Here is a 14,916-nt window from a genome sequence, read left to right as displayed (position 1 = left end):
ACGGAGTCTGGGGCGCAGCCCCAGGAAGGGCCGGGGGCCCGCAGCCGCACGGGCCCCCGGGGGCCACCCGGGGTGTGACGTTCGCCGCTCCCGCCCCCAAGGGTGGGCAGCGGGGTTACTCGTAAGTAGCATGGGCGGGGTGAGCGCGCGCTCAGTCGCGTGCGCAGCAGTGCAGTGCCACCCCGCACCCTGGAGGAGAGCCATCGTGCCTCGTACCGTCAGGGACGTCGTCTTCGTCGACGGCGTCCGCACCCCGTTCGGCAAGGCGGGCCCGAAGGGCATCTACCACGAGACCCGGGCCGACGATCTGGTCGTCAAGGCGATCCGGGAGCTGCTGCGCCGCAACCCGGCCCTCGACCCCGCGAAGATCGACGAGGTCGCCATCGCCGCGACCACGCAGATCGGCGACCAGGGCCTGACCCTGGGCCGTACCGCCGGCATCCTCGCGGGCCTCCCGCAGTCCGTGCCCGGCTACTCCATCGACCGCATGTGCGCGGGCGCCCTGACCGCCGTGACCTCGGTCGCCGGCTCGATCGCGTTCGGCGCGTACGACGCCGTGATCGCCGGTGGCGTCGAGCACATGGGCCGCCACCCCATGGGCGAGGGCGTCGACCCGAACCCGCGGTTCGTCAGCGAGAAGCTGGTCGACGAGTCCGCCCTCTTCATGGGCATGACCGCCGAGAACCTGCACGACCGCTACCCGCAGATCACCAAGCTGCGCGCCGACGAGTACGCGGTCCGCTCGCAGGAGAAGGCCGCCAAGGCGTACGCCGACGGCAAGATCCAGCAGGACCTCGTGCCGATCTCGGTGCGCAACACCAACGCCGAGGTGGGCGAGACCGGCTGGGGTCTCGTCACCGCCGACGAGCCGATGCGTCCGGGCACCACCCTGGAGAGCCTCGCGGGCCTCAAGACGCCGTTCCGTGTGCACGGCAACGTCACCGCGGGCAACGCGGCCGGCCTCAACGACGGCGCCACCGCGTCGATCATCGCGTCCGAGGAGTTCGCGCGGGAGAACAACCTCCCCGTGAAGATGCGCCTCGTCTCGTACGCCTTCGCCGGCGTCGAGCCGGAGGTCATGGGCTACGGCCCGATCCCGGCGACCGAGAAGGCCCTCGCCAAGGCGGGGCTGTCGATCGAGGACATCAACCTCTTCGAGATCAACGAGGCGTTCGCCGTCCAGGTCCTCGCGTTCCTGGACCACTACGGCATCGCCGACGACGACGCGCGCGTCAACCAGTACGGCGGCGCCATCGCCTACGGTCACCCGCTCGCCTCCTCCGGCGTACGCCTGATGACGCAGCTGGCCCGGCAGTTCGAGGAGCAGCCGGAGGTCCGCTACGGCCTCACCACCATGTGCGTCGGCTTCGGCATGGGCGCCACGGTCATCTGGGAGAACCCGCACCACAAGGACGCCGGAGGCAGCAAGTGAGCACCACCACCGCTGAGCTTCTCAAGGGCGCGGCCGAGCTGTTCCCCGACGAGGTCGTGACGTCCGCGCACGTCCGTCACCTGGAACTGCCGTACGGGGCGGGCAGGTTCGCCCTCATCACGCTCGACAACGGCTTCGACCACACCAAGCCGACCACCTTCGGACCGGGCTCGCTGGCGAACCTCAACGCCGCCATCGACCAGGTCGAGAAGGAGGCCGCCGAGGGCGCCATCGTCGGCGCCGGTGTCACGGGCAAGCCGTTCATCTTCGCGGTCGGCGCCGACCTCAAGGGCGTCGAGATCCTTAAGCGCCACGAGGACGCCCTGGCCATCGGCAAGAGCGGCCACGAGGTCTTCAAGCGCCTGGCCGCGCTGGCCGTGCCGACCTTCGCCTACTACAACGGTGCCGCGATGGGCGGCGGTGTCGAGGTCGGTCTGCACTGCACCTACCGCACCGTCTCCAAGGCGCTGCCCGCGTTCTCGCTGCCCGAGGTCTTCCTCGGCCTCGTCCCGGGCTGGGGCGGCTGCACGCTGCTCCCCAACCTGATCGGCGCCGACAAGGCCGTCTCGGTCATCATCGAGAACTCGCTGAACCAGAACCGCCAGCTCAAGGGCAAGCAGGTCTTCGAACTCGGCATCGCCGACGCCCTCTTCGAGGGTGCCGACTTCCTGGAGCAGTCCCTCATCTGGACCGCGAACGTCCTGAAGGGCGACGTCACGGTCGAGCGCCCCGAGGTCGACCGCGGCGAGGCCTGGGACCAGGCCGTCGCCAAGGGCCGCTTCATCGCCGACTCGAAGGTGCACGGCGCCGCCCCGGCCGCCTACCGCGCCCTCGACATCATCGCGGCGTCCAAGGACGGCGACCTCCAGGCCGGCTTCGACGCCGAGGACACCGCGCTCGCCGACCTGATCATGGGTGGCGAACTGCGGTCCGGCATCTACGCGTTCAACCTGGTCCAGAAGCGCGCCAAGCGCCCGGCCGGCGCCCCGGACAAGAACCTGGCGCGCCCGGTCACCAAGGTCGGCGTCGTGGGTGCGGGCCTGATGGCCTCGCAGCTCGCCCTGCTGTTCCTGCGCCGCCTGGAGGTGCCGGTCGTCCTGACCGACATCGACCAGGAGCGCGTCGACAAGGGCGTGGGCTACGTCCACGCCGAGATCGACAAGCTGCTCTCGAAGTCCCGGATCAACCAGGACAAGGCCAACCGTCTCAAGGGCCTGGTCTCCGGTGTCCTCGACAAGGCCGAGGGCTTCTCGGACGCCGACTTCATCATCGAGGCCGTCTTCGAGGAGATCGGCGTCAAGCAGCAGGTGTTCGCGGAGGTCGAGGCGGTCGCCCCGGCGCACGCGATCCTCGCCACCAACACCTCCTCGCTCTCGGTCACCGAGATGGCGTCGAAGCTGAAGCACCCCGAGCGGGTCGTCGGCTTCCACTTCTTCAACCCGGTCGCGATCCTGCCGCTCCTGGAGATCGTCCGCGGCGAGCAGACCGACGACGTCTCGCTGGCCACGGCCTTCGGCGTCGCGCGCAAGCTGAAGAAGACCGCGGTCCTGGTGAAGGACGCCCCGGCGTTCGTCGTCAACCGCATCCTGACCCGCTTCATGGGCGAGATCCAGAACGTCATCGACGAGGGCACCCCGGTCGCCGTCGCCGAGAAGGCCGTCGAGCCGCTCGGTCTGCCGATGTCGCCGCTGGTCCTCCTGGAGCTGGTCGGCCCGGCCATCGGTCTGCACGTGTCCGAGACCCTCAACCGCGCCTTCCCGGACCGCTTCACGGTCTCGGAGAACCTGGCCGCGGTCGTGAAGGCCGGCAAGCGCGGCTTCTACGTGTACGACTCCGGCAAGCCGGAGCTGGACCCGGAGGTCGCCGCGCTCCTCAAGCAGGGCGATGTCGCCCTGACCGAGGAGCAGACCCGGGACCGCGTCCTGGACGCGGTGGCGCAGGAGATCGGTCTGATGCTGGACGAGGGCGTCGTCGCCGAGGCCCAGGACATCGACCTCTGCCTGATCACGGGCGCCGGCTGGCCCTTCCACCTGGGCGGCATCACGCCGTACCTGGACCGCGAAGGCGTCTCTGAGCGCGTCAACGGCAAGAAGTTCCTGGCGCAGGGCATCGCGAGCGTCCCCGCGTAACACGGCCCCACAGCAGAGGCCCCGCACTTCGGTGCGGGGCCTCTGCCGTTCCCAAGTCCCGGCCCGGGCAAGGCTGTTGACGGTATGTCATCCCTGCATGAAAGGCCCGGGACCGGTGATCCGGTCCCGGGCCTCTCCGTGCGGTGCGGTGTGCGTCAGACCTGCTGCCAGGCCTCCAGGGCCAGGCCCGGCTCGTCCGTGCGCTGGCGGGTGATGCGCAGGCCGCCGTCCGGGGTGAACACGCCGAGGACGATCCGGCCGTCGGCGTCCAGCGCCAACGCCGGGGCGCCCGCGCAGACTTCGCCGGTCGGCGTCCAGGTGACCCCAGCGTCCTCCTGCTCGCTGGGGTAGGCCGCTATCGCGGGACGGCCGTCGCGGTCGCGCTGGGCCAGCACCGTGCAGTCGACACCGTCGATCTCCTTGCGGAGCAGCGCGACCGGGCCCGAACCCCGGCCGCCGAGCGGCGTGGCGGGGCCGTCACCGCGCCAGGCGCGCAGCTCGCCGGACTTGGCGTCGCGCAGGAAGAAGGTGATGCGGCCGCCCTCCGAGGTGACCAGGCCGGTGATGGTGCCGGTCTCGGGGTCGGCGGCCAGCTTGTCGATCTCCACGAAGGAGGCCTTCGCGTCGGCCCGTTCGAAGCGCATGATGCCGGTGTTGGACGGCGCGTGGATGACCATCCGGCCAGCCTCGCCCGCCACGACCGATATCGAGCGGTCGGCCCCGTTTCCGTTGAGGTCGGCCCAGCCCGCCCACTTGCCCGACGGCTCCTGGCCGCGCGCGGAGACCCCGCCGAAGGCGTTGCGCACCACGATCTGGGCGTTGCCCGCCGAGTCCACGCCCACCGAGGGGTGGCCCATCTTGAGGCCCTTCTCCCAGTCCCGGCGCGGATACGGGGAGCCGACCACGGCCCAGTTCTTGACCGGGCGGCCCGTCTGGTACTGGATGGCGTGGACGAGCTCGGCCCAGGTGCCGCCGTCCTCCATGGGGGTGTGCCGCAGCGCCGTCATGTGCACATAGCCGTCGGCGCCCTGCGCGATCGAGAGGTGCGACTGGAGGCCTTTGCCCGGGGCGACCAGGTCGGGGCCCGTCCAGGCGCCGCCCGGCCGCGACTCGGTCCAGCGGGCCACGCCGCCGGTGGCGGGCGCGTACGCGGAGAGCCGGCCGTCCTTGCCGAGCCGGAGCCAGCCGGTGACGGTGGGGCGGCCGTCCTCGGTCTCCACGACCGGGGTGGCGCGGGTCGGCGCGGTGACGATGCCGCCGGACCTGGCGGGCTCCCCGCCCGATGTCTGTCGAGACCTCAGTGCCATGGTCCACGACCACCTTTCCCCACCGGATCCGCGCGACGCGTCCGGGTCCAGCAAAACAGCGACTTTCTGCCGACCATAACACTGGTATGGGCCCCGGTTTTCCCCCGGTATTTCCGTCCCGACGTGCGGCTTTTCGACACCCGACTCGGGGGTGGCGGGCGGGGTTCCGCTCGCTGTCGTTCACCCGGTCGGGTGAAGTTCAGCCGGGCCGCGGCGGGCGAACAGTACGTCTGCGGATGCCCGCCGGGCCGGCCCGGGTCCGCCGGCCGCGGTCCGCGCACCGCAGGGCCGCCGCCGTGAAGGGCAGCATGAACGGCGTGCCACCCTGTGCGGCCCCGTATGCCCTGTTCAGGAGGGACATACGGGGCCGCGGCGGAATCGGGCTCCGCTCAACGGGAGTTGCGTGCGAAGCGGGCTACTGGGCGTCGCGTCCGACACGGGCTTCGATCCGGCTGTGCCTGCGGCCGTAGCCGAAGTAGATGACGACGCCGATCGCCATCCAGACGCCGAACCGGATCCAGGTCTCGGCGGGCAGGTTGAGCATCAGCCACAGCGAGGCGGCCACCGCGGCCGCGGGCACCCAGGGCACCAGCGGGGTGCGGAAGGCGCGGGGCAGGTCGGGGCGGGTGTGGCGCAGGATGACGACGCCGATCGCGACGACGACGAAGGCGAACAGGGTGCCGATGTTGACCAGTTCGGCGAGCTCGCTGAGGCTGGTGAAGCCCGCGACGATCGCGATGATCACGCCGAGCAGGATGGTCGGCCGGTGCGGGGTGCGGAAGCGCGGGTGGACGTGGGAGAAGAACCGCGGCAGCAGCCCGTCCCGGCTCATCGCGAAGAACACCCGGGTCTGGCCGAGCAGCAGGATCATGCACACCGTGGTCAGACCGACCGCGGCGCCGAAGCTGATGACGCCCGCGAAGAACGGATGGCCGGTGGCCTTGAAGGCGTCGGCGAGCGGCGCGTCCACCGAGAGCTGGCTGTAGTGCTGCATGCCGGTGACGACGATGGAGACGGCCACGTACAGGATCGTGCAGATCAGGAGGGAGCCGAGGATGCCTCGGGGCATGTCCCGCTGCGGGTTCCTGGTCTCCTCGGCGGCGGTCGCCACGACGTCGAAGCCGATGAAGGCGAAGAACACGACCGAGGCGGCGGTGAAGATGCCCATCACGCCGAAGTTGGTGGGGGCGTAGCCGGACATCAGCTCGATGAGCGGGGCCTTGAGGTTGCCGCCCGCGGTCTGCGGCTGCGCGGTGGGGATGAACGGCGAGTAGTTGCCGGACTTGATGAAGAACGCGCCCGCGACGATCACGATGAGGACGACCGTCACCTTGACGGCGACGACGACCGAGGTGACCCGGGCCGACAGCTTCATGCCGAGCACGAGGATGGCGGTGAGCACCAGGACGAGGGCGGCCGCCAGGATGTCGAAGCCGAACCCGTGGGCGCCGTCACGGCCGCCGAGCGACGCGGGCAGGTGCCAGCCCGCGTTGTCGAGCAGCGAGCGGACGTAGCCGGACCAGCCGACCGCCACCACCGCGGTCCCGAGGGCGAATTCGAGCACCAGGTCCCAGCCGATGATCCACGCGGGCAGCTCGCCGAGCGAGGCGTAGGAGAAGGTGTACGCGGATCCGGCCACCGGCACCGTCGAGGCGAACTCGGCGTAGCACAGGGCGGCCAGCGCGCAGACGACGCCCGCCACCACGAACGCGAGCGAGACCGCGGGCCCGGCGTTCTCCTTGGCGACCTTGCCCGTGAGGACGAAGATGCCGGTGCCGATGATGACTCCGACCCCGAAAACGGTGAGGTCGAGAGCGGACAGGGACTTTTTGAGTGCGTGTTCTGGCTCCTCTGTGTCCTGCATGGACTGCTCGATCGATTTGGTCCGGAACAGACCGGTACTGGCCACCCGTGCACCTCCGCTAGCTCAACGTCCTCGCCATGATCGGGAGGAGTGGCGGTACGGGTACCGGGCTGAGCGCTTTATTCACGCGAACGGGCCGGACCGATCACCCGTACAGGGAGATCGGTCCGGCCCGTTGACCGAACGGTCACATCATCAGTCGCGGGCGGGCTCCGCGGCGGCCCGGCTCTCCTCGAACCGGCCGTCCAGCTTCGAGACGAGACCGGTGACCTGACGTGCGATGTCCGGTGCGGTCAGGCCGATCTCCGCCATGACCTCGCCGCGCGAGGCGTGGTCGAGGAAGCGGGGCGGAATGCCGAAGTCCCGCAGCGGCACGTCCACGCCGGCGTCGCGCAGCGCCTGGCTGACCGCCGAACCGACGCCGCCCGCGCGGCTGTTGTCCTCGACGGTGACGACGACGCGGTGCTGCTCGGCGAGCGGCGCCATGGCCTCGTCGACCGGCTTGACCCAGCGCGGGTCGACCACGGTCGTCGAGATGCCCTGGGCATCGAGCAGGTCGGCGATCTCCAGGCACATCGGCGCGAGCGCGCCGACGGAGACCAGGAGCACGTCCGGGCGCACGACGGTGTCGGCGGGCCGACGCAGTACGTCCATGCCGCCGATGCGGCCGACGGCCTTGACGGCGGGGCCGACCGCGCCCTTGGAGAAGCGCACCACGGTCGGGGCGTCCTCGACCTCGACGGCCTCGCGCAGCTGGGCCCGTACCTGGTCGGCGTCGCGCGGGGCCGCGATCCTGAGGTCGGGCACGACCTGGAGGATCGACATGTCCCACATGCCGTTGTGCGAGGCGCCGTCGGTGCCGGTGACACCGGCCCGGTCGAGCACGAAGGTCACGCCGCACTTGTGCAGGGCGACGTCCATGAGGACCTGGTCGAAGGCGCGGTTGAGGAACGTGGCGTACACCGCGAAGACCGGGTGCAGGCCGCCGGTGGCCAGGCCCGCGGCAGAGACCGCGGCGTGCTGCTCGGCGATGCCGACGTCGTAGACGCGCTCCGGGAAGGCCTTGGCGAACTTGTCGAGGCCGACCGGCTGGAGCATGGCCGCGGTGATCGCGACGATGTCCTCGCGCTCCTTGCCGAGCTTGACCATCTCCTCGCCGAACACGGAGGTCCAGTCGAGGCCGGAGGTCGACACGGGCAGGCCGGTGTCGGGGTGGATCTTGCCGACGGCGTGGAAGCGGTCGGCCTCGTCGGCGAGCGCCGGCTGGTAGCCGCGGCCCTTCTCGGTGAGGCAGTGCACGATGACCGGGCCGCCGAAGCGCTTGGCGCGCTGCAGGGCCGACTCCAGGGCGTCGATGTCGTGCCCGTCGATGGGGCCGACGTACTTGAGGCCCAGGTCCTCGAACATGCCCTGCGGGGCGATGAAGTCCTTGAGGCCCTTCTTGGCGCCGTGCAGCGTCTCGTACAGCGGCTTGCCGACGACCGGGGTGCGCTCCAGGAGGTCCTTGCCCTTGGCCAGGAAGCGCTCGTAGCCGTCGGTGGTGCGCAGGGTCGCCAGGTGGTTGGCGAGGCCGCCGATGGTCGGCGCGTACGAGCGCTCGTTGTCGTTGACCACGATCACCAGGGGGCGGTCCTTGGCGGCGGCGATGTTGTTCAGCGCCTCCCAGGCCATGCCGCCGGTCAGGGCACCGTCGCCGATGACGGCCACCACGTGGTCGTCCTTCTTCAGCACCTCGTTCGCCTTGGCGAGGCCGTCGGCCCAGCCGAGGACCGTGGAGGCGTGGCTGTTCTCGATGAAGTCGTGCTCCGACTCGGCGCGCGCCGGGTATCCGGACAGGCCGCCCTTCATCTTCAGCTTCGAGAAGTCCTGCCGCCCGGTGAGCAGCTTGTGGACGTAACTCTGGTGTCCGGTGTCCCAGAGGACCTTGTCCCTGGGGGATTCGAAAACGCGGTGCAGTGCGATGGTCAGTTCCACCACACCGAGGTTCGGACCGAGGTGTCCGCCGGTCTTGGAGACCGCGTCCACCAGGAAGGTCCGGATCTCTGCCGCCAGCTGGTCGAGCTGCTCCGGGCTGAGCCGGTCAAGATCGCGCGGTCCCCTGATACGGGTAAGCAGCGGCACCCGTGCCTCCTTGCATCCGTGCTGGTCGAGCATGCCGATCCGTTGAGTCTAATGTTCCGCCCGGGGCCGCGGTCGCGGGGCGGTGCGTTCTGTGTCACCCGTGCGGCTGACGGGCTCCGCCGCGCGCAGACGTGCCCGGCACCTCAGGGGCACCGGGCACATCGGCAAGCGGGCAGGTCAGGCGCGGCCCGCGGACTTCTGGGTCTTGCGGGTGACGGCGTCGATGATCACGGTGATCAGGAGCACACCGCCGGTGATCATCTGCTGGACGGCCGCAGCGACGCCTTCGAGGGCGAGGCCGTACTGGATCGAGACGATCACCAGCACACCGAGGAGCGCGTTCCAGGTGCGGCCGCGGCCGCCGAACAGGCTGGTGCCGCCGATGACGGCCGCCGCGATGGCGTTCATCAGGAGCTCGCCGCTGCCCGCGCCCTGGTTGGCCGCGCTGATCTTGGACGCGATGAAGAGGCCGCCGACGGCCGCGAAGGTGCCGGAGATCGCGAAGACCGAGGTGCGGACCAGGACGATGTTGATGCCGGCCCGGCGGGAGGCCTCGACGCTGCCGCCGAGCGCGAAGATCTTTCGGCCGTACGAGGTGCGGCGGAGCACGAAGTCGGTGACGATCAGCACCGCGAGGAAGATCACCACGGCCAGCGGCAGGCCCTTGTACTGGTTGAACATGTAGGCCGCCGCGAAGGCCACCACGGCGAGCAGCGCCGTGCGGAGCACGATCTCGTTGAGCGGCCGCGACGGGACGCCCGCGGCCTCACGGCGGCGGCTGTCGAAGAACGCGGACAGGAAGTACACGGCGACGGCCACCACTGCGGCGCCGTAGGCCACCGCGACATCGCTGAAGAAGTAGTTCGACAGGTTGTAGAAGACACCGGAGCCGTTGGTGTTGATCGTGCCGTTCTCGCCCAGGATCTTCAGCATGAAGCCGTTCCAGAACAGCAGACCGGCCAGCGTGACGGCGAAGGCGGGGACGCCGATCCTCGCGAAGATGAAGCCGTGGATGGCGCCCGCGACCGTACCCGAGAGGATGGCCAGCAGCAGCGCCAGCCACTCGGGCACGCCGTGCAGGATGCTCAGCACCGCGAAGGACGCGCCCGCCACACCGCTGACCGAGCCGACCGACAGGTCGATCTCGCCGAGCAGCAGCACGAAGACGATCCCCACCGCGATCATGCCCGTGCCGACCATGGCGACGGAGATGTCCGAGAGGTTGCCCGCGGTGAGGAAGTTCGAGTTCAGGCTCTGGAAGACGATGCAGATGATGACCAGGCCGACGATGACGGGCAGCGCGCCCAGGTCACCGGCCCGCACCTTGCGCTTGAACTCGCCGATGTAGCCGGTGAGGCCCTGCTCGCGCACGAGGAGTCGGGGGTCGACGACGGTGGACGCCGCATCCGCCGCGGGCGGCGCGTCCACGGGAGCCGCGTGCGGCTTGCCGAGGTCGGTCGGGGAGGTCTTGTCGGTGTTCACTTCTGAGCCTCCGCGTTGCGCGCCGCACGGCGGGTCACGGCGTTGTCCGTGGCTCCGGTGATGGCGGAGATGATCTCTTCCTGCGAGGTGGTCTTCACATCGAAGACACCGTTGTTCCGGCCGAGCCGGAGCACCGCGACCTTGTCGGCGACGGCCTTCACATCGGCCATGTTGTGGCTGATGAGGACGACCGCGTGGCCGCGCTCGCGCAGCCGCTCCACGAGGTCGAGGACCTGCGCGGTCTGCTCGACGCCGAGCGCCGCGGTCGGCTCGTCGAGGATGACGAGCTTGGGCTCGCCGAGCATCGAGCGGGCGATGGCCACGGTCTGGCGCTGACCGCCGGAGAGCGAGGCGATCGGGATGCGCACGCTCGGGATGCGGATCGACAGCGTGGTGAGCAGCTCGCGCGAGCGGCGCTCCATCTCGACCTCGTCGAGGACGCCGCGCTTCTTCAGCTCGCGTCCGAGGTAGAGGTTGCCGACGACGTCGATGTTGTCGCACAGCGCGAGGTCCTGGTAGACGGTCGCGATGCCGAGGCTCTGGGCGTCGTGCGGCTTGCCGATCTGGACGGCCTTGCCCTCCCACTCGATGACGCCGTCATCGATGGGGTGCACGCCGGCGATCGTCTTGACCAGCGTGGACTTTCCGGCGCCGTTGTCGCCCACCAGGGCGACCACTTCACCGGCGTGGACCTCAAGCTCTACGTCGGTGAGCGCCTGAACGGCACCGAACCGCTTGGAGACCCCGCGCAACGCCAACACGGGCGTAGCGGACACGTGAACCATCTCCTTCGCCGCCTGACCGGCGGGGATGCCGCGCCCCAAGGGGTGGGGGCGCGGAGGTCGAGCAGAAGAGAACAGAAGAGACACAGAGAGGGGGAAACGTTCCGTCCGGCGCCCGCGCCGCAGCGGGGGCTGAAAGGCGGGCACGGGGCGCCGGAGGAGCTTCGGAGTGCTCAAGTCCCTTGTGCGAAAGGGACGGAAAGGGACTTGGCGGGGGACCTACTTGAGGCCGAGCGCGTCGCAGGCGGCCTTGTAGTTGGCCGTGCAGATGTCGGCGATCGTGTAGATCTTGTCCTTGATGACGGTGTCGTTGATGTTGTCCTTGGTCAGCGAGACGACCGGGACGATCGTGGACGGGACGGCCTTGGTGGTCGGCGAGTCGACCTTCTTCGCGCCCAGGGAGCCGAGGTCCTGGCCCTTGGCGAGCTTGACCGCCATCTCGGCGGCGATGGCGTCCTCCTGCGGGTAGGACTTGTAGACGCTCATGTACTGCTCGCCCGAGATGATCCGCTGCACACCCGCGAGCTCGGCGTCCTGGCCGGTGACCGGCGGGAGCTTGGCGAGGCCGGCCGCCTTGAGGGCGGTGATGATGCCGCCGGCCATGCCGTCGTTGGCGGAGTAGACGCCGATGACCTTGTCCTTGCCGAGGGCGGAGAGCGCGGCCTCCATGTTGGAGTTGGCGTTCTCGGGCTTCCACTCCTTGGTGTCGTACTCCTTCCCGATGTTCACCTTGCCGTCGAGCTCGGCGTGGGCGCCCTTCTTGAAGAGCGCGGCGTTCGGGTCGGTGACGGCGCCGTTCATCATGACGATGTCGCCGGACTTGGCCTTGTCGCCCAGGGCCTGGAGGAGGGCCTTGCCCTGCACGTGGCCGACTTCCTCGTTGTCGAAGGACACGTAGGAGTCGATGGGGCCCTCGGCGAGGCGGTCGAAGGCGACGACCGGGATGCCGGCCTCCTTGGCCTTCTTGACCGAGCCCGCGATGGCCTTGGAGTCGACCGCGTCCACGATGAGCGCGTCCACCTTGTTGGTGATCATCGTGTCGGCCTGCTGGTTCTGGGTCGTCGCGTCCTGCTTGGCGTTCGCGTAGACGATCTGGCCCTTGCCGTTGGTCAGCTCCTTGACCTTGGCCTCGATCAGCGGCTTGTCGAACTTCTCGTAGCGCGCGGTCTGGTTCTCGGGGAGCAGCAGGCCGATCTTGAGGTCGTCGCCCTTCTTGGAGCCGCCGGACGACTTGGTGCCGCCGCCGGACTCCTTGGCACTGCCACAGGCGGCGAGCGAGACGGCCATCGCGGTGGCGGCAACGGCTACAGCGGCACGACGCATGTTCGTGTTCACTTCAGAAACCTCCCTGACGAGGCCGCGACGTTGCGGCCGAGGTGGCTGGAAGTCAACTCGGCGTTAAGCCCACCGTCAAGGAGTAAATCCTTAACGAGATGACAACGGTGCCATCCGTTATCTAAGTGAAGGCAGGCGCCGAGGCGGGGAGTGCACTGTCCAACAGGGTCGAATCCCCCATTTCGCTGAGTACGAGGGCGAGCGCGCCGAGGACTTCCGCGCGGCCGCCGAGGGCCCCCGGAAGAACCGACAACTGCCGTGCGGCGCTGGGGATCGCGTACCGCGACACGGAGTCCCTGATGGGCCCGAGAACGAGCTCCCCGGCCTCCGCGAGGTCGCCGCCGAGGACGACCCGGCTGGGGTTCAGGAGGTTGCAGAGGTTGGCGACGCCGCTGCCGATGTGGCGTCCGACGTCGGCGATGACACGGCGGCAGCCCGGGTCGCCCTCGCGGGCCAACTGGACCACACGCTCCATGGTCAGGTCCGCCCCGTGGCTGGATTGCAGCAGGGGGAGCACATAGCGGGCCGCGGTGAAGGTCTCCAGGCAGCCCCGGTTGCCGCAGCGGCAGACCGGGCCCGACTCGTCCAGGGTGATGTGCCCGATCTCGCCCGCGGTGCCGCCGGGGCCCCGGTAGATCTGCCCGTCTATCACCAGACCGGCGCCGACACCGCTCGCGACCTTGATGTACGCCAGGTCGCGCACCCCGCGCCCGCCGCCCCAGACCAGCTCGCCGAGCGCGCCCAGGTTGGCGTCGTTGTCGACGTACACCGGCACGCCGAGGCGCCCCGAGAGCTCCTCGCTGGGGTTGATGCCGGTCCAGCCCGGCAGGATCGAGGTGGAGCCGAGCGTGCCGGACTCCACGTCGATGGGGCCGGGCACGCCGAGGCCGACGCCGATGACCTTGTCCTGGCCGATGCCGGTGGCCGCGATCAGCCGCTTGACCAGCTCTTCCGCCCGGCCGAAGCCCTGCGCCGAGGAGGCGTCGACGTCCAGCGGCTCGGACTCCTCGGCGAGCACCTGGTGGGCCAGGTTGCCGACCGCCACCCTCAGGTGCGTATGGCCGAAATCGACGCCGATGACGATGCCGGCCGAGCCGCTGAGCGAGACGCTGCGGGCCCGGCGGCCGCCGGCCGAGGTGGGGGTGACCTCGACGGTCCCGCCGTCCTTCAGCTCGCGGACGATGTTGGAGACCGTGGCCGCGGAGAGGCCGGTCGTCCTGGCGATCTCGGCCTGGGTGAGCGAGCCCGCCATCCGCACGGCGCGTACGACCCGCTCAAGGTTGGCCCGGTGCAGTGACGTCTGCGACCCCGGAGTCTCCATCGACTCATCCACTCCCGCCGTAGGCGGACGGCACGACGGCCGTCCCCGCACGGAGCCGCAGCAATGAGGCCCCGTCTTTTCTCCAACATGTGAACTCTAAGCTCAGCCTTCTGGGTGGTCTCCCGTCAAGACCTGAGCAGATGCGGAGCGGGGCGGGGAAACGCGCGACCGCCCGCGGGCACGGGGCCCACGGGCGGTCGGGGAAAGAGGGTGGAGCTACGGTTCGCCTACTTGAGCGCTCCCGCCGTCAGGCCCGCCTGGACCTGCTTCTGGAAGACGATGTAGACGGCGAGCACGGGCAGCATCGCGATCGAGAGCCCCGCGAAGAGCGCTCCCCAGTCGCCCTGGTAGCCCTGCTGCACGGCCAGGTCCGCGAGGCCCTGGGTGAGCACCCAGTTCTTGGTGTCGCCCTGGTTGAGCACCAGGGGCAGCAGGTACTGGTTCCACTGGCCGAGCACGTTGAAGATGCCGATGCTGATGATGCCGGGCTTGGCCATCGGCAGCATGATCTGGAAGAACGTGCGGGTGTGCGAGGCCCCGTCGATCAACGCGGCCTCGGCGACCGTGGTCGGCAGCGTCCGGAAGAACGCCGTCATGAAGAACACCGTGAACGGCAGCGAGTACGCGATGTAGATCAGGACGAGCCCGGGCAGCGTGTTCAGGATGCCCAGGTTCTTCGTGACGAAGAAGAGCGGTACGAGCACCATCACCACGGGGAAGGCCATGCCCCCGACGAACAGGAAGTAGATGAACCTGTTGCCGGGGAACTCGAACCGGGCCAGCACATAGGCCGCCATGGAGCCGAGCAGCATCGTCCCGAAGGTCGAAAGGCCCACCACGAACGCGGTGTTGAGGAAGTACTGCCCGATGTTGGCCTTGCTCCAGGCCCGCGACCAGTTGTCGAAGTGGAACTCGCTGGGCAGCGACCAGGGGTGGGTCAGGATGTCGCCGGAGGTCTTGAACGAGCTCCACAGCGCCCACAGCAGGGGCACGCCCACCATGAGCGCCCAGACCAGGAGGAACACGTGGGAGAAGGCGTTGAGCACGCCTCCCTCGCTGCTGCGCCACTTCCAGCGGGCGGCGCTGGCGGCGGGCGCGGACGACTGCTCGCCGGCCGTCTTCATCGTTTCGGTCGTCATCGCG

Annotated in this window: 10 protein-coding genes; 2 read left to right on the top strand and 8 right to left on the bottom strand. The window is 69.6% G+C overall.

Annotated elements, in window-relative coordinates; translation table 11 throughout:
* Positions 1–205: 205 nt before the first annotated feature.
* The gene (locus IE206_RS24775; protein WP_189965629.1) at positions 206–1,432 is read left to right on the top strand and encodes a thiolase family protein; all 1,227 of its coding nucleotides are present in this window, start codon (positions 206–208) and stop codon (positions 1,430–1,432) included.
* Entirely contained in the window at positions 1,429–3,561 is a 2,133-nt protein-coding gene (locus tag IE206_RS24770; RefSeq protein ID WP_189965627.1) for a 3-hydroxyacyl-CoA dehydrogenase NAD-binding domain-containing protein, read from the top strand. The genes IE206_RS24775 and IE206_RS24770 overlap by 4 nt, the downstream gene beginning before the upstream one ends.
* Before the next feature lie 155 nt (positions 3,562–3,716).
* On the opposite strand, the gene IE206_RS24765 is transcribed toward IE206_RS24770, so the two are convergent.
* The 8 genes from IE206_RS24765 to IE206_RS24730 form a co-directional block, all read right to left on the bottom strand.
* The gene (locus IE206_RS24765) at positions 3,717–4,868 is read right to left on the bottom strand and encodes a PLL family lectin (protein ID WP_189965626.1); all 1,152 of its coding nucleotides are present in this window, start codon (positions 4,866–4,868) and stop codon (positions 3,717–3,719) included.
* 415 nt (positions 4,869–5,283) lie between these two features.
* Positions 5,284–6,732 carry an amino acid permease gene (locus tag IE206_RS24760; protein ID WP_189965705.1) on the bottom strand — a complete coding sequence of 483 codons (1,449 nt, stop codon included), beginning with the start codon at positions 6,730–6,732 and terminating at the stop codon, positions 5,284–5,286.
* Between the two features lie 195 nt (positions 6,733–6,927).
* The gene (gene dxs / locus IE206_RS24755; RefSeq protein ID WP_189965623.1) at positions 6,928–8,853 is read right to left on the bottom strand and encodes a 1-deoxy-D-xylulose-5-phosphate synthase; all 1,926 of its coding nucleotides are present in this window, start codon (positions 8,851–8,853) and stop codon (positions 6,928–6,930) included.
* Between the two features lie 177 nt (positions 8,854–9,030).
* A complete protein-coding gene (locus IE206_RS24750) occupies positions 9,031–10,335 on the bottom strand; it encodes a sugar ABC transporter permease (protein ID WP_189965621.1) in 1,305 nt (434 codons plus the stop codon).
* On the bottom strand, positions 10,332–11,120 hold the full coding sequence (locus IE206_RS24745; protein ID WP_189965619.1) for an ATP-binding cassette domain-containing protein: 789 nt from the start codon (positions 11,118–11,120) through the stop codon (positions 10,332–10,334). The genes IE206_RS24750 and IE206_RS24745 overlap by 4 nt, the downstream gene beginning before the upstream one ends.
* A gap of 216 nt (positions 11,121–11,336) precedes the next feature.
* Complete coding sequence (locus IE206_RS24740; RefSeq protein WP_189965703.1) at positions 11,337–12,440, bottom strand: ABC transporter substrate-binding protein; 1,104 nt, start codon at positions 12,438–12,440, stop codon at positions 11,337–11,339.
* Between the two features lie 133 nt (positions 12,441–12,573).
* Positions 12,574–13,773, bottom strand: coding sequence for an ROK family transcriptional regulator (locus IE206_RS24735; protein ID WP_189965617.1), 1,200 nt, complete (start codon positions 13,771–13,773; stop codon positions 12,574–12,576).
* Positions 13,774–14,000: 227 nt separating this feature from the next.
* Positions 14,001–14,912 carry a carbohydrate ABC transporter permease gene (locus tag IE206_RS24730; protein ID WP_189965615.1) on the bottom strand — a complete coding sequence of 304 codons (912 nt, stop codon included), beginning with the start codon at positions 14,910–14,912 and terminating at the stop codon, positions 14,001–14,003.
* Positions 14,913–14,916 lie beyond the last annotated feature (4 nt).

This window comes from Streptomyces violascens (assembly GCF_014649955.1).
In the GTDB taxonomy this organism is placed as follows: Bacteria; Actinomycetota; Actinomycetes; order Streptomycetales; family Streptomycetaceae; genus Streptomyces; species Streptomyces violascens.
This window is presented reverse-complemented; position numbering and strand designations above follow the sequence as displayed.